Here is a 17,666-nt window from a genome sequence, read left to right as displayed (position 1 = left end):
CTATGAACGCATCGCTCCATCCCATCCCCCTTCGGCTCGGCGTGAATATCGATCACGTGGCAACGATTCGAAACGCGCGCGGCGGCGACCATCCCGATCCTGTGCGCGCGGCGGAGATTGTTAGCCGGGTCGGCGGTGACGGGATCACGGCTCACCTGCGCGAAGACCGGCGGCATATCCGCGACGAAGACTTGGCGCGCATTCAGGCCGCGACCAACCTGCCGCTCAACCTTGAAATGGCGGCGACGCCTGAAATGTTGGAAATCGCGCTGCGTCATAAACCGCATGCAGCATGTATCGTCCCGGAAAAACGGGAAGAGCGCACGACCGAAGGCGGGCTTGATGCAGCCGGACTTCACAACACGCTTGTTCCGATCGTCGACGAACTGCGCAGCGCCGGCATCCGTGTTTCGCTGTTCATCGAAGCGAATGAGCGCCAGTTGGATGCTGCCCTGCGCTTGGGCGCGCCGGTGGTCGAATTCCATACGGGCGAATATGCTCATGCAGTGCTCGATGGTGACAATGAACGCGTTGAAAGCGAGGTGCGCCGCGTTTCCGATATGGCCGCGCTTGCAGCCAAGAACGGTATCGAACCTCATGCCGGTCACGGCCTGACATATGACAATGTCCAGCCAATCGCCGCGATCCCGCATCTCGCTGAGCTGAACATCGGGCACTATCTTGTTGGAGAGGCCGTGTTTGTCGGCCTTGAAAACGCCGTTTTGCGGATGCGCGAATTGATGGATGCTGCCCGATGATCAGGGCTGGCTGAAATGGACACGAGCGACGCGCCAGACCTGACGCCGGAGCAAAAGCGCTGGGCATTTTTCGGCTCGACGCTGTTCCTTACCTCGGTCGGGTTTCTGGGGTTCGCTTTTGCAGAAGGCTTCATGCTTACCTTTGCGATTGGCTGGGTCGCATTGCAGATATTCGGCTATGTCGGGGCATTGAAAATGGCCAACGGCGAAATCGCGCACCCGTTGTTCAAATCTCAGGTGGTGATGCACGGGCTGGTCTTGGGCTTGCTAACCGCTCTATTTATCCGGGCGACCTCTTAAAATGACACAGAGTGCAGACAACAACTCCGACAGCAATTGGCCACTTGTCCCGATTGTCATTTGGTACTGCCTCCTTTTGCTGGGATCAGGGAGTTTATTTCTGCTCGGTCTCGCATTCGGTTCAGAGGCGTATCGCAATTCGCCAATCCCGCTGGTTGAGTTGGCATTCATCGCTGGTCCGCTCGTCGTTTCGGGCGGCTTTTTCGCTGCAACCCTGTATTTTTGGAATACGGCGAAGCGGCAGTTTGCGTACGGCATCACAGCGGCAAGTGTCGTTGTGGTTCTTGGGAGCTTTGCTGTCGCCGGAGGCTTGGGAATATGATCATCGGATTGGGCTCTGATCTCTGCAACATCGAACGAATTCAAAATTCATTGAACCGGTTTGGCGAGCGGTTTGAGAACCGCGTTTTCACGGATATCGAGCGTGCCAAGGCCCAGCGGCGCCCTTTCACGATAGCCGGAACCTATGCGAAGCGTTTCGCTGCGAAAGAAGCCTTCAGCAAAGCTGTCGGCACCGGATTTAGGCGCGGCGTCTTTATGAAAGATATCGGTGTTGTAAACGCCCCGTCGGGCGCGCCAACTCTTGCGCTGACGGGCGGAGCTGCGAAGCGGCTTGAAGAAATGATCCCGTCAGGCCATGAGGCTAACATTCATCTTACCCTAACCGACGATCATCCATGGGCGCAGGCCTTCGTAATTATCGAAGCCACACGCATTACGGGCGGTTGAACGAAAGTGCTGAAACCAAAATCGTGAACCAGCCTACCCCCACTCCGGCCGAGACCCAGACATCCGGCGATGCACCTGATACGTCGACGCGAGTAGACGCGTCCGCTTCCAGCGCAAATACCGATGAAGAGGTCGATGACAAAGTCGACTGGTTTGCCGAACTGCGCGGTCTCGCGATCATGCTGCTCGCGGTGCTCGCGTTCCATTCGCTGGTCGCAAAACCATTCTACATCCCGTCGACATCAATGATGCCGAGCTTGCACGTCGGTGACCGCTTGGTTGTCAGCAAATATCCATATGGCTGGTCATGGGCATCGGCGAGCTTTCACATGTTGCCGCGCGGCGAATGGCGCGTATTTCCCGCAACGCCCGAATATGGCGACATAGTGATCCCGGTCCATCCGACCCGCGATGAAGATTACATCAAACGCGTTGTTGCGTTGCCCGGTGACACTATCGAAGTGCGCGACGGACGCGTTGTATTGAATGGCGATCCAATCAAGCGCGAGGTGCTTCCACCGGTCCGCATTCCTTTCGAGCCTGATCTTCTGTGCGACAGCAGCATGGGTCAGCGCGCATGCCTTGAGAATTTTGAACCGTATCGACGCACTGGCGAAGACGGTAAGGATTATTACGAACCCGCGACGTATCGCGAAACTCTGCCCAATGGCGCGACTTATCTTGTTATCGACCACCGCGATCAAAGCCTGACGGCCAGCGGCCTGAGCGATCTAGATAATTTTGGCCCATTGATGATCCCTGAAGGCCACGTTTTTGTGATGGGTGACAACCGTGATGAAAGCGCAGATAGCCGCGCTCCCGCAGAGGCTCGCGGATTAGGCGGCGCGATTCCGATGGAAAATATCGGTGGCCGGGCCGAGTTCATCACATTCTCCCTCGACGGTTCCACCACATGGAATCCGGCAAGCTGGTTTTCCAGCATGCGCGGTGACCGTGCTTGGACCACTTTGCGCCCGGCAATCGCCGAAGGCTATGAAACGGAAGAGTAACCGGCGCGTTAGCTAAGCATCATGGCCAAGAAATTTCTCTACTTCATCGCGATCTGCATCGTTCTGTTCCTTGTTGGCCGAATTGGCTACGAGATGTTTCAGGATGAACTCGCAGAGCTTGCCCTTGTCCCTTCGGCGGAATTCACCCCGACGGAGCCGATGGAGGCCAACGCCTATCAAGACCCGGCCATGTGGTATTCGCGGCCCGGTATCGGCGTAAATGACCCTGCGCGTTGGCAGCCCGCCTATGCCGCAATGAGCCAAGAAGAAACCGACCTGGTCGCCGAGCAGGTCGCCGATCAGGCAGAAGCTGCGGCGACTACCCAACGAGCCGAGCAGCGGAAAGCACCTATTGTGCCTGACTACGCAGTCTTCTTCGTCCACCCGACCAGTTATCTAAGCCGTGACAATTGGAACGCACCAATTGGCGATGAAGAGGCCGAACGCATCGCGCGTATCTATGTGCGTGGCATGGCCAGCCCGTTTAACTCGGCAAGTGAAATCTGGCCACCTCGCTACCGTCACGCAACGATGGGATCATTCCTGACCAAAGAACCCGAAGGCGGGCAAGCGATTGAAGCGGCCTATGCCGATGTCGCAGAAGCGTATCGATATTTCTTGAGCTCACTCGACGAAGACACGCCAATCGTTCTTGCGGGCCATTCTCAAGGCTCGCTTCACCTGCTGCGCCTGCTGCGCGAGGAAGTGAACGGATCACCCGTCGCGGACCGCCTAGTCGGCGCTTATGTTATCGGCTGGCCGATCTCGATTGAGCATGACGTCCCTGCTCTTGGTTTTGCGGCTTGCGCGACGCCAGCGCAGACCGGCTGCGTCCTCTCATGGTCCAGCTTTGCCGAACCAGCCGACCCTTCGCGAGTGATCGAGACCTATGCGAACTCCATCGGTTTTGATGGTGACAAACGCGGCAGCAGCCAAATCTTGTGCACCAATCCATTGACCGGAGTATTTGGCGGCTCTGCTGATGCGAGCGCAAACCTTGGAACGCTGGTGCCTGACGACAGCATGTCTAATGGAGAGCTTGTGCGCGCCGCCGTACCAGCACGGTGCGATGAACGCGGGCTCTTGCTTATCGGCGATCCGCCGGAGCTTGGGTCATATGTGCTGCCCGGCAACAATTACCACGTCTATGACGTGCCGCTGTTCTGGGCCAATACACAGGCTGATGTGAACCGCCGCGTGTCTGCATGGGCAGCAGCGCGCTGATTACCGAAGCAGCATTGGAGTTTTCTGAGGCGCTGCCTGACGGCGGCGTCCTGCTCGGCCTTGACCCTGGAACCAAGACGATTGGTACTGCAACCTGCGATGCGGGATGGCGCTTTGCGACGAACGGAAAAACACTGGGCCGCGGCAAATGGTCGCGTGACAAAGGCGTACTGGGAGAGCTGATTGCCGCGCGCGCCGTCAAAGGCCTCGTCTTGGGTCTCCCGCGCAATATGGATGGCACCGAAGGCCCCCGCGCTCAGGCGACCCGCGCATTGGCGCGCAATTGCTCGGAAGCTTACGGATTGCCTGTTTTGCTGTGGGATGAGCGCTGGTCGACACAAAGCGCCGAAGCCGCAATGATCGGGCAGGATATGAGCCGAGCCAAACGAGCAGAAGCCATCGACAGCCACGCCGCCGCCGTCATCCTTCAGGGCGCAATCGACCGATTGGCTGGCGGAATACTCTAGGCGCGGAGCAGCGCACGCCGTTTCTTTGCGATCTGAGCGACCATGTTGCCTCCGCCCAGTTCACCGGATCGCCAAAGCGCATCCTCCTCGGCAGCGTCAATCGATCTCGCCGCTCTTGCCTCGAAACTAGCCAGACGCAGCCGGTCACTCGGATGGCTTCGCCCTACCCAATCGGCAAAATCCAGCGCTTCGCCGGTCCCCATTCCCACAGCCAATCGCAAGAATGCTTCGGTCGCATTGGGGCTAAGGACTTTCGTCACCAGACGGCGCTCCTGATCAAAGGCGTATTGATCAAACCACCCTTGTGCCGGATCGACATGCATCACGTTGAGCGAAACTGAAAGGCTTTCAGGCGGCAACTGCGAATGCACATCGCGGTGCGCGCGGTAAAGCATCAGCTTGCCTTCATTCAGGGCGCTGCGCTCAATGAATTTCAGCGAAGCGCTTTCACCCGAAAACCCTGTCACGGCCTCATAGTCATATTCAAAGTAATCGCTGCGATAGCCTGGCCCGCAATAGCCGCTGGTTAGGAAAGAGAAATTGTGGTCGTGCGGTTCTCCGTAAACGAAGCTCTTGGCTCCGCTGTTGCGGAAACACAGATCGTGCTCGGCAGGCCAGATATTCGCGCGCAGAAAGGTATTGCCGCGCTTTGGACTGAGCACGATGGCTTGAGGACCATAGCCGCTATCAACCTCGCCCTGCGTCCGGCCAGCCAGTCTATCGATCAACATATCAGCCAGAAATTCGCGGTTGTTGGTCAACCGTCTGAGCCAATCGGCGGCCACCGCTGTGCTTTCGGGATCGCGCGGATCGAACTCGCAGATCGAGAGCGCTTCGATGCATTCTTGCAGTGAACAGCTCTCGGTAGAAGAATTTTCTAGTAGTAGCGGCATCACGCGGCATCCTTACTCAATTGCGCCAGAATTGGCTCGTGAGCCACCAGCTGCTCGCGCAACCTAAGAGCCGGCTGCGTCAAATCATCATCGGCATCTACGATCAGCCGATCGAGCAACGCCCATCCGCGCTTCGTATCAGCCGCAAGACAATGCCTGACGGCCTCCCAACGCACTTCGATGTCTTCATTCTTGTTAAGCGCGGTGTTTTGCATCGCTTCAAGCGAACGCGCTGATCCGCCTCCCAATTCGCGCAAAACACCAAGCGCAACGAACCGTTGGCTCGCGCTTTTGTCGCCGCTTACTGTTTTGATCAGCGCACAATCCGAAAGTCGATATTCCAACGACGGCGCGGGCTTATCGGGAACGCGAGAAACCTGAAGCATCACCATTGAGCCATCGACTGAATTGATCTGGCGGCTCTCTTGGAGTCCATTCAGGGACAATTGGTCGCCAGGAGAAAGTTTGAGCTCTTTTGTCCTGATCGTCGGACGTCCGCCGTTACCATCAGAGACAGCATGGAACGTCGCGGATGCGGTGCCGGTGAGCACCATCTCGTGGCTTTCACTATCAACGAAAAGAGCGCTCATTGCCGAGCCTCTCGCTTCGTCCTGACACCGTTCATAGACCACAAGATTGATCGCAGCCCGCCCCGCCGCCGCAATCCGCATGCTCGAAAAGCCTGCGGCGCTGCGATAAAGGAAGGGCACCTCTCCCAAGGGTTCATCGCGCAGCGCGGAGGCAAATCCGTTCATCCAAAACTCAGCGAAGTCTGTAGCCAGCGCATGATCGTTCGTGATCGCGGTGAGCTCTGGGCAATTCTCGATAGAACACCCCGCTCCATATGCCCTTAGGTCTTCGAGAATTCTCGCAGTCCAAGTGTCATCTTGCCACACTTGCTTCGCCTTGCGCATGCGGCCCGCGATGCGGCGCTGCGAGACGGGGTCGCTCCGCAGCGCCGCGATATCGGAGTGGATTTTCACCGGTTCACTCCCCGCCGGATCAAATGATCGAATCTGGCGGAATATTGTCGTAAACATAGACCATGATGGCCACGATCGAGTCCTCATAGGCACCGCCGATTTGAGAGACCGATCCATACAGGCCCTGAGCGGATTCGAGGCCGGGAATGGCCGCGAGATCAAGTGTCGGAAGTTTCATTGGTAGATTTCCTTTGCACCCGCACTGCGACGGAATTGTCGAAGCGCTGAGGCCAAAGTGCATCGCCCGTAGTCTTCTGAGAAATTAAATGATTGTAATGCGCTGCGACCGCTTCCAAGACGATTTTCATGACAAGCCCACTGCCGCCTTTTGACCCAAGCGAAGCGTCAAAGTTTTTCTTCAAGCACGGTCACACGGGCTGGTTAGGGCTGAAGTACAGTGCTCATGCAGACAACTGGGTTGAGTTGGAGCTGCCATGGCGCGAAGATTTGCTCGGCGAAGCTGACCGCGCAGTTTTGGCGTCCGGTCCGATCATAAGCCTGATGGACATGGCAAGCGGGATGTCGATCTGGCAGACCAAGGGCACATTCACACCAATTGCCACCTTGGACCTCCGGGTTGATTACCAACGCCCCGCCCGCGAATGCAGCGCCGTTTGGGGACGCGTCGAATGTTACCGCATCACACGCTCGGCCGCATTTGTTCGCGGGATCGCACATGACGGGGATCGCGCTGATCCGGTCGCACATGTCGCGGGTGTGTTCATGACCATCGACAAAGATCCACGCCAAGGGAAAGTGCCAGATGCCAGCGCCTCTGGCAGCGAAGCGGGGACCGGCGATGAGTAAGCTCGAATTACCGCCCTATGCGCGCGCATTGGGCATTTGTGCGCATCAAATGGAGGACGGTGTGCCGGTTCTTACGGTCGAATTCGGACCGTCTGTTGAGGGACGCCCAGGCCATTACCATGGCGGGGCTACGGCCGGATTGCTGGAAAACGCAGGCTATGCGGCCCTACGCGCTCGGCTGATCGAGGAAGGCCGCATAGCCCAGCTGAAGCCGGTCAATATCACGGTCCAATACCTCTCCGCGGGAAAGGTCCAGCCGAGCTTTGCGAAGGGACGGATCACACGGCTTGGCCGGCGCAACGCAAACATCACGGTAGAGGCGTGGCAGGACAATCGTGATCGCCCAATCGCGACCGCAATCATGAACATCCTCATGGCGTAGCCGTCTAACGACGGGGAACTAGTTCCTCGACGTTAAAACCATTCTCATCGAGCCTTAGTTCAACCGGCACACCGTCTTGCGACAGGACAATGCCGTCTTCTTCGAAGCGGATCGATGTTCCATCCTCACCCAATGGAATTTCCTCGCCTTCTTCAATATCGATATCGAGCGGCTGAACCGGTCCTTCGGGATCGGGCGATGACGAAGGCTTCGGCGCAGGAAGCTCAAGCGCAGACCGCATGAAATCTTTCCAGATGCGGGCTGGCATGCCACCGCCGGTAACCTTGTTCAGCGGCGAATTGTCATCATTACCAACCCAAACGCCGACCACCAGATCGCCTGCATAGCCAACGAACAGCGCATCACGATAATTCTGCGTGGTGCCCGTTTTGCCGTAGTTTGCGATTGGGAGGGTCGCCGCGCGCCCTGTGCCGCGATTGATCGCAGCGCGCAGCATCTGCTCAAGATCTTCGTGTGCGCGGCCGGAAACGCTGCGTTCGGGAGTCGTCATCCATTCCCACCAACCTTCCTCTTCCTCAGGGATTGCGTGAGCACGAACCGGAAATGTATTCGCTGCTACGCCTGCATATGCCGAGGTTAGTTCCAGCAACGTCATCGTTGATGTACCAAGCGCGAGGCTGGGATCACCTTCGGGCAGCGGCGATTTCACGCCCAACGAACGCGCTGTGCGGATAACATTTTGACTGCCGATCTCGTTGAACAAGCGGACGGCGGCGACATTGCTTGAACTGGCAAATGCCTCCTCGAGCGTAAGGGTGTCCGAGTATTTTTCGAGCGAGTTTTTCGGGCGGTAACTACCTGACTCGATGGCCGTATTGGCGATAGTGTCTTCCGGATCCCATCCGGCTTCCAGAGCAGCAAGATAGACAAACATCTTGAACGTCGAACCTGGCTGACGTTTCGCTTGGGTCGCGCGGTTGAACGGAGAGGCCGCATAGCTTTTCCCCCCGACCATCGCGACAACCTCGCCTGTCGGTCGCATAGCTACCAATGCGACCTGCGCATCGCCCAACGCGGCACGGCTGGTCACACGGCTTGCCAGCGCCTGAAGCTGGGCATCCAGTGTGGTCGTAATCACTTGTTTGGAATAGCTTGCCTCCATCCCTTCACGGGCGATTGGCAACGCCCAGTCTGCAAAATAGGTTCCTGTCGGCACATCGTTTCTGGCGCGTACATCAATCTTTGGAGCGGGCAGCTTGGCCGCCTCTGCCTCTGTCATATATCCGACGGCAACCATCGAACCCACGACAAGGTCCATGCGCCGTTTCGCACGGTCATAATGCTTTGTCGGGTTGTACCGCGAAGGGGCCTGAAGCAGCCCTGCGAGCATCGCCGCCTGTTCCGGCTTCAGGTTCTCAGGCTTGCGATAGAAATAGTGTAGGCTGGCCGCGCGAAGCCCGTACTGGTTGTCCCCAAAGTAGGCGTTCGACAGATAGCGGGAAAGTATCTCGTCTTTGGTCAGCCAACTCTCCAGCCAGAACGCGATCAATGCCTCGCGTGCCTTTCGCGTCAGCGTTTGTTCTGGCGTTAGAAATGTGAACTTCGCCAGCTGCTGCGTGATCGTGCTGCCGCCGCCATTGCCAGTCCACGCGGCACGGGCGATGCCGCGCGGGTCGACACCCCAGTGCGAATAGAACCGGCGGTCTTCGATGGCGAGGAATGGCTGAGTGACATGTTCGGGCAGATCAGCGACCTCAACCGGAGCATCCACCACGGCCCCGCTGCGCGCAATCGGCGTGCCATCACTAGCAAGCAGCGTAACCTGCGGCGCAGCAATCGGTTCGAGTGACTTGGACAGCGGTGCGGTGATGGCCAGCCACGCAACGAGCGCAAAAAACATCAGGAGTATTGCGGCAATCGCTCGGAACACCCACCAGCGCTTTTTCCGGCCGCGATAGTGTTCGGGTTGCCACCAAGGTGCACGACGCCGCTCTTCACGTATGACGCTATCGTCTAGCTGCGAAAGCTGGTGATCCCATACGCCATAGTCAGGCGCAGGCCGCGTACGTGGCGCCGGCTCGAAATCGTCATCCGGATCATAGGCACGCTGCGATTCGTAGGTGGCGTAATAGCCCCCGTCACCGCCACGCGGTTCATCATTCGAACGTTTCCGGAATCGCGCAAACAGGCCCATGTAGACTGTATTATCAGACTAATACGCCTGAACGCAAGATTTACGCGGCGCTTGCAGCGCTTTCCGGCAGGTCTTCGTTGAACACGCGCTGGTAATACTCGCTGACCAGAGTGCGCTCCGCCTCATCGCATTTGTTGAGGAATGACAGGCGGAACGCAAAGCCGACATTGTTGAAGATCGCGGCATTCTGCGCCCATGTGATCACGGTGCGCGGGCTCATCACAGTCGAGATATCGCCGGTCATGAAGCCCTGACGTGTCAGCTCGGCCACTTTGACCATATCCGCGATCAAAGCGTCGTCCGCATCTGGCGTTTTCGATTTGACGATCTGCTGCTCAATCTCTGCAGGCAAATAGTTGAGCGCCACAACGATGTTCCAACGGTCCATCTGCGCTTGGTTGATCGCCTGCGTGCCGTGATACAGCCCGCTCGTATCGCCAAGGCCAACCGTGTTGGTGGTCGCAAACAGGCGGAAATACGGGTTCGGCGTGATCACGCGGTTTTGATCGAGCAGCGTCAGACGACCATCAAATTCGAGAATACGCTGGATCACGAACATAACGTCAGGGCGGCCTGCGTCATATTCGTCGAATGTCAGAGCAACCGGATGCTGCAAGGCCCATGGAAGGATACCTTCCTTAAACTCGGTGACTTGCAAGCCGTCTTTCAAAACGATGGCATCGCGGCCAACCAGATCGATCCGGCTGATATGCGCATCAAGGTTCACGCGGATACTCGGCCAATTCAGGCGCGCGGCGACCTGCTCAATGTGGGTCGACTTACCGGTGCCGTGATACCCCTGAACCATGACGCGGCGATTGTGCGTGAAGCCCGCAAGGATCGCCAGTGTCGTGTCATCATCAAAGACATAAGCATCGTCGATTTCTGGCACATGCTCGGTCGCGTCCGCGAAGGCCGGAACCTGCAGATCAATGTCGATACCGAACGTATCGCGCACATCAATCATCGCGTCTGGCGTTGAGGGCAGGCCGCTTTGGCCGGTGAATTCTTCTGAGGAATGTGAGTTCATTGCGCGCCCGCGATAAAGAGCGTTTGCCGATGGGGCAAGACAGTCACCGCTGCTAAATTTGCAAGTCAGTGCGTTTTTGCGACTTATTTTACCGGTGCGGTGATGTTTGTGAGGTGGCCGCGCTTGATCCAGACCCGCGCGCCTTGGCCGCCAGAGGTAAATTTCGCCTCCTTGCCGGCGGGCCAACGAATCCAATCGTGGCGCGCATATTCTGCATCTTTATGTCTCAACGTTCCGTCCAGAATCAACAATTCGAAACCGCCCGTATCGGTGAGCACAACTTCGGTGTTTGCTTCCCAAACTTCCAATGACACTTTTTCGTAATCGCGCTCGGCAATTGCCGCCGTTGAGACGCCGGGACGGTTGGGATCAGGCTCAACTTTGAGGGAGTTTAGATCAACCGACATCTGCTCCTGATCCGCCGGATCGAATTGCCAGAGATTGACGAAGATTGTGCACCCCGGTTCTGAACCGGGCACGTGGTGCGTGCCGACAGGATTGCGGATATACGTGCCCGCCGGATAATCGCCGTGCTCATCCTGAAACACGCCTTCCAGAACGATGAACTCCTCACCGCCCGAATGCGTATGCTCGGGGAAGGAACTGCCTTTGGCATATCGCACAATCGACGTCGCCCGAGCGACTTCATCGCCGATGCGGTCCAGCATGCGGCGGTCTACGCCTGCCATCGGCGAAGGGACCCAATCAATCTGATCGGTGTGAGTGAGCACAGGCTCGTCGAATCGCGCATTGATTTCCATTCAATCGATATGGGTGGATCACGCAGGAAAATTAAGAGACATCAATCTCGAATTTCCCGATCACAGTGACTACGTTGGCAAAATGGCTGACCCGATCGAATCTCTGCGCCTTCGCCTCGTTGAGCAAGTGCGCGGTGTTTTCAACGATGCCTCAAAGGGACAGAAGCCGACCCCACCGTCCGACAATGCCCTGTTCGAGCGGGATACCCCGATCAGAATGGTGCATGCCGATCTGGTCGGAATGATGACTGGCGGGATTCGCAGTCTGATGCTGCAAATGCTGCACCCGCACGCCTTGCAAGGCGTGCTCGACCATTCCAACTTTCGAGAAGACATGCATGGCCGCTTGCAACGCACGGCAAAGTTCATTGCGGTAACATCTTTCGGGGACCGCGATGATGCGATGAAAGCGATTGATCGGGTGAACCGCATTCACGCAAAGGTTGGCGGCACCTTGCCCGATGGCACGCCCTACATCGCCAACAATCCGCGCACGCTTGCTTGGGTGCATGTTGCAGAAGCGCAGAGTTTTTTGGCAGGTTACCTTCGCCACGTGCGGCCCGATATGTCGGGAGCAGAGCAGGACGAGTATTACCGCCAGTTTGCCGTGATCGCCCGCTTGTTGGGTGCTGATCCCGTACCCGAGACACGCAGCGAGGCCGACGCGATCTTCCGAGAACTGCGCGGTGATTTGCAGCCTTCAGCTGAAGCACGCGAGATTGCACAATTGGTTTTAAGCCAACGACCGAAAGGAACGCCGCCTGCATTGCAAAAAGTGATTGGGGCGGAATCCGTCGCGATGCTGCCTGATTGGGCGCGCGGGATGCTCAAGCTGCAAAAGCCGGTCCTCACTGCCCTGCCCGCTCGCGCGGCGACTTGGGGCGTGGGCCGCACACTCCGCTGGGCCTTCAAACAGAATTGATGTGCTGCGCCTCGACCTCCGTGGTATGATACCAATCAAGGGAGAGAGAACATGCATGTAATGGGAGCTGTTCTGGCCGTGCCGGAAGGCAAGAAAGCCGACTACCTCGAAATGGCGCGTTGGATGGGCGACATGTTTCGCGAATTCGGCGCAATCGAGGTTGCGGAGAATTGGGAAGAAGATGTGAAAGACGGCGAGCAGACCGATTTTCGCAGAGCTGTCAAAGCCGAGGATGACGAAAAGATCGTGTTTTCATGGATTGTGTGGCCTGACAAAGCGACCCACGATGCCGCGCATGAAAAGATGATACAGGATCCGCGCATGCAGGAAATGCCATCAGAAATGCCGTTCGATGGCGGGCGCATGATCTTCGGCAGTTTCGAGAATATCTTTCACAGCCGCTAGGCGATAATGGTGCTTTTCCTGAGTAACTGATACGCCTCTACAACACGGTTCAGGCGCGTTTCGTACTGCCTGTCGCCGCCGTTGCGGTCTGGGTGATAGCGACGGACGAGTTCCGAATAGCGCCGCCGCAAACGCTGCCTGTCCGTGTCGCTGCCAAGGCCCATCGTTTCGAGCGCCGCCGCTTCGTCTTTCGAGAACCGTCCGCTCATCGCCATCTTTGCTTCACGCTCGGCACGGCTGCGGATGCCGCCTGCTCGTGCGGAAATCGCCTCCAGCGGATCAGTATAATCCGCCCAGCGCGGCACACCATCGACCGCTGCTTTCGGAGAAAACGCCGCGCTTTCTGTGCGCCAGCCGCTGGCTGGTGATTGCGCAGACAGAATTTCATCCGCGCTCATCCCTTCGAACCAATCATAGCCCGCGTTGAACTCGCGCACATGCTCAAGGCAGAACCAACGCCACGTTCCCGGCCCGTCAAAACCGTTGGGTTGATAGCCCGGCGCGCGAAACTCACCCGCCTCGCGGCAAGTGGGGTGTTCACACACCCGATCCGCGTCTTCGTGGCGGCCATGAAACTTTGCAGAAGGCATAGGGGCTTGAGAATGGTGTCTTTGACCCCAAATTCCAAGCCAATCATTATTGCAAAAAGGACAAGCCGAAATGAGCGGAACCGTTACGCAGGAAATGCAGCAGCTTTTGACCGAGGCTTTCACTCCGACCGCGCTTGAGATTATCAACGACAGCGCACAGCATTCGGGCCATTCTGGCGATGACGGTTCTGGTGAGAGCCACTTCACCATCGTGATCGAAGCGCCCACCTTTGCAGAAATGAACCGCCTTGCTCGCCAGCGCGCGGTGATTGCGGCACTGGGTGATATTGTCGGACAGCGGGTTCACGCTGTCGCTATCAAGGCCAGCGCGCCTGCCGCATGACCGCGCTTAAACCGAACAAGCGGTTGCGAAGATCAGCGCGGGTTATCGTGCTCGACCCACTGAAACGCGCGCTTATGTTCCGATTTGATGTGCCGGATCGGCCGCCATTTTGGGTGACTGCTGGCGGCGAATGCGAGACGGGCGAGAGTTTCGAAGATGCAGCGCGGCGCGAATTGATGGAAGAAACGGGCATCGACGCCGATACCGGCCAACAAGTCGCGCGAACCACTCCGGAATTCATCACCGTCGAAGGCGAGCCCGTTCAAGCGGACGAGCGGTACTTTATCGTCCATGCCGACAGTGCCGAAATCGACACCGCTGGCCAAACGGAGCTTGAACAAAAGGTGATGACGCAGCACCGCTGGTTCACACTGGATGAGCTAGCCAATTGGCATGAGGCCGTCTTTCCAGAAACGCTCGGCAAGATCATAGAAACCGCAGCTACAGACTGACCTAGAATTCACTTGCGCCGCGCTTTCAATGGCTCCATTTCGGGGCGAGATATCGAGCAAGGAGAAGACATTTGAGTTCTCTTTTCAAAACTCTGTGCGCATTGGCTGTATGGTCTTCAAGCAGCACCGCAATTGCGGCTGATCGAGAGCCTTTGCTATACGGAGGTGCGCGCGCTGGCGCGACGGTTGAAGAGCTTAAAGCTCTGTCCAGCATACCCAAGCCGCCAGTCGGCGAAAAACCATACGTCCATGGCACTACTTGCGAACTGGTTCGCTGGAACTACTCGATCAGCGGCATGGAAATGCAGCAATGCTATCACTTCAAAGACGACAAGCTTGTGATGGTCCGGGTTCACGCCGACGTCACTGAAATGGTCCGGTCCAAGAAGCTCTCGATGAGCGAGAGAACACTTCTGGCAAACGCATACTTTCGTGAATCGGTAAAAACCCTGACCGAGAAATATGGTCGGCCGACCAAAAAAGAGGGTAACCCCTCGGCAGCCTATTATCGCTGGGAACGCGACACCGGCCTTGTCATTGAGTTGAGCACAGTACGCGCATTCGCCTCGAGCACTTCTGTGTGGTTTTCCGACGGCAGCCTGCCTTCAGCATCGCCAGTGAGAAAGCCCAAAAAATAACAAGCGGAGCCGATATGGATTATACTGGAAAAGTCATTTGGATCACTGGCGCATCATCAGGCATTGGCGCGGCACTGGCCCGCGATGCGGCCTCGCGAGGTGCGCATATCGTTCTCTCTGGCCGTGATGAAGCTCGCCTTGCCGACGTTGCCGCGGATTGCGGTGAGGCACTCATCCTGCCCTTCGACGTTCGCGACGATGCCGCACTTGCCGATGCGACCGCCAAAGCAATTGCCTGGAAAGGCGGCATTGATGTCGCGTTTGCCAACGCCGGTGTGTCTCAGCGCAGCCGCGCTCTCAAAACTGACATGCAGGTTTACCGCGATATCATCGATATCGACCTCACATCGCAAATCGCATTTAGCCAAGGCTTGATAGGTCACATGACCAAGCGCGGCTCGGGCGCTCTCGCCTTCATCTCCTCCATCGCGGGCAAAGTCGGCGTGCCGATGCGAACCGCTTATAGCGCGGTCAAGTTCGGCCTCGCCGGATATGGCGACGCGCTTCGCGGAGAACTTAGCCAGACCGGCGTGAACGTCCATGTGATCTATCCCGGATCTGTCGCCACAGATGTTGCTCGCAATGCCATGGTGGCTGACGGTTCAAAGCGCGGCGTAAGCGACAAAGTGATCGACGAAGGCATTCCGGCGGCGGACGCGGCCAAGAAAATGCTCGACGAAATGGCCGCGGGCACACGCGAGATTATCGTCGCGCAAGGCATGGAAGAGGGCATGGGCGAAATGCGCCGCACGCCCGATGCTTTGTTCGATCAAGTCGCCGCCATGGTCGCGAATGGATATATGGAGAAGATGGAAGACAGCGTGTGATTGCGATGGAGCAAAAGCGTGTTGTGCTGGCGAACGGGATCGAACTGGATGTGGTTGATGAAGGGCCAGTTGATGCTCCTGCCCTCATTTTCCTGCACGGCTTTCCGGAAAGCCATCGGACATGGCGCCACCAAATCGCGCATTTCTCCAAGCAGTATCGCTGCATTGCGCCCGATCAACGCGGCTATCGCGGATCATCCAAACCGCAAGAGGTCGAGGCCTACACGCCCGACAAACTGATCGGTGACATATTCCTGCTGGCCGATGCGCTCGGCATCGCAACGTTCACCATCGTGGGCCACGATTGGGGCGGAGCGATTGCTTGGGGCGTGGCGTTGGGCGGTCAACACATGCGGGTTGAGCGCGCCATCATCGCGAATGCGCCGCACCCTGCGATCTTTCAGAACCTGCTCTACACCCACAAAGGTCAACGTGAGGCGAGTCAGTATATTCGCGCATTCCGCGATCCGGCCAGTGATCAGCTCATCCGTGACAAAGGAATCGCCGGTTTGATGGCCAAGGAAGCCAGCTGGGATCAGCCGAGCAAAATGGAGCCACAAGAGCGCGGTCGGCTGTTACAGGACTGGGAAGACCGTGACGCCTGTTTTGGTATGATCAACTACTACCGCGCCAGTCAGATGCACGTGCCGCCAGTGGATGCGCCTTATGCTTTGCCAGACGGGTATAGTCCGCCGACGCTTCCAGATCTTACCATCCCGACATTGGTGATCTGGGCGATGGATGACCTCGCATTACCTCCCGAAAACCTCGATGGGATGGAGGAAATCATCAACCCGCTGACGATAGTGAAAGTGCCGGATTGCAGCCACTTTGTAACTTGGGAGGCCCCAGCCGAGTTCAATGCAGCGATGGACGATTTTCTGGCCAGCTAACCATCCAGCCATTCAACCCAAGCGCCGTGCGGATGGGCATGGCTGAGCAGGTGTGTGGTGCCGTCTTCGGCCGAGCCATTCCATAGCCGCACTTTAAGCTCATGCCTGAAAGTCGCCGGATCGGTTTCAAGCGACACCCAGGCGAGCGGACGTTCTTCAGTCGCCTCCGCTCCTGCGGCCTCGAATTCGGCTGTAATCGCTTCCTGCGTGCTCGCAGGCATATATTGCCACATGATCGAATGAAACATGACCCGCGTGACGCCTTCGGTTTGCGGCTCGGCAAGCATCGCGGTGACGAATTCTCCCGCATCCTGTTTCACCAGTTCGGGCGGCTTGGCGCTCGCGAGTGCGATAGCCGCATCGATCCGCGCCATCCTTCCCGGAGCATCAGGCCAGACGTAGCTTTTTAAGCGCAGCGCGCTATCCGGATCGGCCAGATCAATCGGCCCGACATCACAACCGCGCACAGAAAGAATCTGGAAATTCTCCGGAGGCGCTGGCGGAGCGCCCTCCCCGCGCCAAGCAGGCTCAATTTGCATCGGCGACCCAAGAGGCCCGACCGCGGTTTCACCCAGATGGAACCGGTATCGTTCCAGCATCGTCAGCACACCGGCACTCGCTCCCAGCTCGAACAACTCAAGCTTGGGTATGGCTCGCTGAGCAACCCAGAGAAGGCCGCCCATAATACTGGCAGCGCGCCCGGCTTCATTAGTTTGCGGCGGGCCATCCAACCACGGGAGCAGCTGTGTGTCGTACGTCTCGACCAATTCGCAAACCAGCGCATCGATCAGGCCCTGATCGGTTATCTGGCCGCTGTAAACCCGCGCCAGCCTGTCGTCCTGACCGGACAAAAGCAGATGATGGAGACCGCCCGCCATGCGCAGCGGCATAGCGTCTTTCAGCGTCAACCCTTCCCAATTGGCGATCCTCCGGCCCGTGGCCGTGTCACTATCGCGAACCTTTGCAAGCGCTCTGACTATTCGCGCGGTACACGGAGCATTGTTCTCATCGGCATGGGTCGCTTGCCAATCGAGCGCTTCGTTGAATTCCTCGATAGCCATGATCCCTGTCTTGCTCATGTGCGAATTCCTTGCCTT

General features: G+C 57.6%; 24 protein-coding genes. 16 read left to right on the top strand and 8 right to left on the bottom strand.

Annotation, left to right across the window (positions count from 1 at the left end; all coding sequences use genetic code 11):
• The first annotated feature begins 2 nt into the window (after positions 1 to 2).
• The 7 genes from KCG46_RS08130 (at position 3) to ruvX (ending at position 4,488) form a co-directional block, all read left to right on the top strand.
• Entirely contained in the window at positions 3 to 758 is a 756-nt protein-coding gene (locus KCG46_RS08130) for a pyridoxine 5'-phosphate synthase (RefSeq protein WP_218404756.1), read from the top strand.
• A gap of 15 nt (positions 759 to 773) precedes the next feature.
• The gene (locus KCG46_RS08125) at positions 774 to 1,058 is read left to right on the top strand and encodes a pyridoxal phosphate biosynthetic protein (RefSeq protein WP_218404755.1); all 285 of its coding nucleotides are present in this window, start codon (positions 774 to 776) and stop codon (positions 1,056 to 1,058) included.
• A 1-nt stretch (position 1,059) separates the two neighbouring features.
• Positions 1,060 to 1,380 carry a hypothetical protein gene (locus tag KCG46_RS08120; RefSeq protein ID WP_218404754.1) on the top strand — a complete coding sequence of 107 codons (321 nt, stop codon included), beginning with the start codon at positions 1,060 to 1,062 and terminating at the stop codon, positions 1,378 to 1,380.
• Entirely contained in the window at positions 1,377 to 1,787 is a 411-nt protein-coding gene (acpS, locus tag KCG46_RS08115) for a holo-ACP synthase (RefSeq protein ID WP_218404753.1), read from the top strand. Before KCG46_RS08120 ends, acpS begins: the two co-directional genes overlap by 4 nt.
• A gap of 179 nt (positions 1,788 to 1,966) precedes the next feature.
• Positions 1,967 to 2,797 (top strand): signal peptidase I, encoded by an 831-nt coding sequence (gene lepB / locus KCG46_RS08110; protein ID WP_218405374.1) that lies wholly within the window; start codon positions 1,967 to 1,969, stop codon positions 2,795 to 2,797.
• A gap of 21 nt (positions 2,798 to 2,818) precedes the next feature.
• Positions 2,819 to 4,021 carry a DUF3089 domain-containing protein gene (locus KCG46_RS08105; RefSeq protein WP_218404752.1) on the top strand — a complete coding sequence of 401 codons (1,203 nt, stop codon included), beginning with the start codon at positions 2,819 to 2,821 and terminating at the stop codon, positions 4,019 to 4,021.
• Positions 4,003 to 4,488: a Holliday junction resolvase RuvX gene (ruvX, locus tag KCG46_RS08100; protein ID WP_218404751.1), complete on the top strand. Its 486-nt coding sequence runs from the start codon at positions 4,003 to 4,005 to the stop codon at positions 4,486 to 4,488. The genes KCG46_RS08105 and ruvX overlap by 19 nt, the downstream gene beginning before the upstream one ends.
• Here the strand turns inward: ruvX and KCG46_RS08095 are convergent.
• The 3 genes from KCG46_RS08095 to KCG46_RS08085 are packed head-to-tail and all read right to left on the bottom strand — an operon-like array spanning position 4,485 to position 6,542.
• Positions 4,485 to 5,381, bottom strand: coding sequence for a transposase (locus KCG46_RS08095; RefSeq protein WP_218404750.1), 897 nt, complete (start codon positions 5,379 to 5,381; stop codon positions 4,485 to 4,487). The genes ruvX and KCG46_RS08095 overlap by 4 nt on opposite strands.
• Entirely contained in the window at positions 5,381 to 6,364 is a 984-nt protein-coding gene (locus KCG46_RS08090; RefSeq protein ID WP_218404749.1) for a hypothetical protein, read from the bottom strand. The genes KCG46_RS08095 and KCG46_RS08090 overlap by 1 nt, the downstream gene beginning before the upstream one ends.
• A gap of 19 nt (positions 6,365 to 6,383) precedes the next feature.
• A complete protein-coding gene (locus KCG46_RS08085; protein ID WP_218404748.1) occupies positions 6,384 to 6,542 on the bottom strand; it encodes a hypothetical protein in 159 nt (52 codons plus the stop codon).
• 128 nt (positions 6,543 to 6,670) lie between these two features.
• Here KCG46_RS08085 and KCG46_RS08080 point away from each other — a divergent pair, with 128 nt between their 5' ends.
• A complete protein-coding gene (locus KCG46_RS08080) occupies positions 6,671 to 7,171 on the top strand; it encodes a PaaI family thioesterase (RefSeq protein WP_218404747.1) in 501 nt (166 codons plus the stop codon).
• Positions 7,164 to 7,553: a PaaI family thioesterase gene (locus KCG46_RS08075; protein ID WP_218404746.1), complete on the top strand. Its 390-nt coding sequence runs from the start codon at positions 7,164 to 7,166 to the stop codon at positions 7,551 to 7,553. The genes KCG46_RS08080 and KCG46_RS08075 overlap by 8 nt, the downstream gene beginning before the upstream one ends.
• A 4-nt stretch (positions 7,554 to 7,557) precedes the next feature.
• On the opposite strand, the gene KCG46_RS08070 is transcribed toward KCG46_RS08075, so the two are convergent.
• The 3 genes from KCG46_RS08070 to KCG46_RS08060 form a co-directional block, all read right to left on the bottom strand.
• The gene (locus tag KCG46_RS08070; protein ID WP_218404745.1) at positions 7,558 to 9,708 is read right to left on the bottom strand and encodes a transglycosylase domain-containing protein; all 2,151 of its coding nucleotides are present in this window, start codon (positions 9,706 to 9,708) and stop codon (positions 7,558 to 7,560) included.
• Positions 9,709 to 9,748: 40 nt separating this feature from the next.
• Positions 9,749 to 10,738: an AAA family ATPase gene (locus tag KCG46_RS08065; protein ID WP_218404744.1), complete on the bottom strand. Its 990-nt coding sequence runs from the start codon at positions 10,736 to 10,738 to the stop codon at positions 9,749 to 9,751.
• Positions 10,739 to 10,821: 83 nt separating this feature from the next.
• Complete coding sequence (locus tag KCG46_RS08060) at positions 10,822 to 11,499, bottom strand: cupin domain-containing protein (RefSeq protein WP_218404743.1); 678 nt, start codon at positions 11,497 to 11,499, stop codon at positions 10,822 to 10,824.
• 82 nt (positions 11,500 to 11,581) lie between these two features.
• Between KCG46_RS08060 and KCG46_RS08055 the strand changes: the two genes are divergently transcribed.
• Positions 11,582 to 12,421: an oxygenase MpaB family protein gene (locus KCG46_RS08055; protein WP_218404742.1), complete on the top strand. Its 840-nt coding sequence runs from the start codon at positions 11,582 to 11,584 to the stop codon at positions 12,419 to 12,421.
• Between the two features lie 51 nt (positions 12,422 to 12,472).
• Complete coding sequence (locus KCG46_RS08050; protein ID WP_218404741.1) at positions 12,473 to 12,826, top strand: DUF1428 domain-containing protein; 354 nt, start codon at positions 12,473 to 12,475, stop codon at positions 12,824 to 12,826.
• On the opposite strand, the gene KCG46_RS08045 is transcribed toward KCG46_RS08050, so the two are convergent.
• Positions 12,823 to 13,416, bottom strand: a complete 594-nt coding sequence (locus KCG46_RS08045) for a J domain-containing protein (protein ID WP_218404740.1) — start codon at positions 13,414 to 13,416, stop codon at positions 12,823 to 12,825. The two genes, KCG46_RS08050 and KCG46_RS08045, sit on opposite strands and share 4 nt — an antisense overlap.
• A 70-nt stretch (positions 13,417 to 13,486) precedes the next feature.
• On the opposite strand from KCG46_RS08045, the gene KCG46_RS08040 reads away from it, so the two are divergent.
• From KCG46_RS08040 to KCG46_RS08020, 5 genes are all read left to right on the top strand, one after another.
• A complete protein-coding gene (locus KCG46_RS08040; protein ID WP_218404739.1) occupies positions 13,487 to 13,759 on the top strand; it encodes a BolA family protein in 273 nt (90 codons plus the stop codon).
• Positions 13,756 to 14,211: an NUDIX hydrolase gene (locus KCG46_RS08035; protein ID WP_218404738.1), complete on the top strand. Its 456-nt coding sequence runs from the start codon at positions 13,756 to 13,758 to the stop codon at positions 14,209 to 14,211. The genes KCG46_RS08040 and KCG46_RS08035 overlap by 4 nt, the downstream gene beginning before the upstream one ends.
• A 71-nt stretch (positions 14,212 to 14,282) precedes the next feature.
• Entirely contained in the window at positions 14,283 to 14,849 is a 567-nt protein-coding gene (locus KCG46_RS08030) for a hypothetical protein (RefSeq protein ID WP_218404737.1), read from the top strand.
• A 14-nt stretch (positions 14,850 to 14,863) separates the two neighbouring features.
• Positions 14,864 to 15,676, top strand: a complete 813-nt coding sequence (locus KCG46_RS08025; protein ID WP_218404736.1) for an SDR family NAD(P)-dependent oxidoreductase — start codon at positions 14,864 to 14,866, stop codon at positions 15,674 to 15,676.
• 5 nt (positions 15,677 to 15,681) lie between these two features.
• Complete coding sequence (locus KCG46_RS08020) at positions 15,682 to 16,569, top strand: alpha/beta fold hydrolase (RefSeq protein WP_218404735.1); 888 nt, start codon at positions 15,682 to 15,684, stop codon at positions 16,567 to 16,569.
• Here KCG46_RS08020 and KCG46_RS08015 read toward each other — a convergent pair.
• A complete protein-coding gene (locus KCG46_RS08015) occupies positions 16,566 to 17,648 on the bottom strand; it encodes a DUF2332 domain-containing protein (protein WP_255551828.1) in 1,083 nt (360 codons plus the stop codon). The genes KCG46_RS08020 and KCG46_RS08015 overlap by 4 nt on opposite strands.
• Positions 17,649 to 17,666 lie beyond the last annotated feature (18 nt).

This window comes from Erythrobacter crassostreae (assembly GCF_019204045.1).
Classification (GTDB): domain Bacteria; phylum Pseudomonadota; class Alphaproteobacteria; order Sphingomonadales; family Sphingomonadaceae; genus Erythrobacter; species Erythrobacter crassostreae.
The sequence above is the reverse complement of the archived record's forward strand: the minus strand, read 5'-3'. Positions and strand labels throughout refer to the sequence as shown.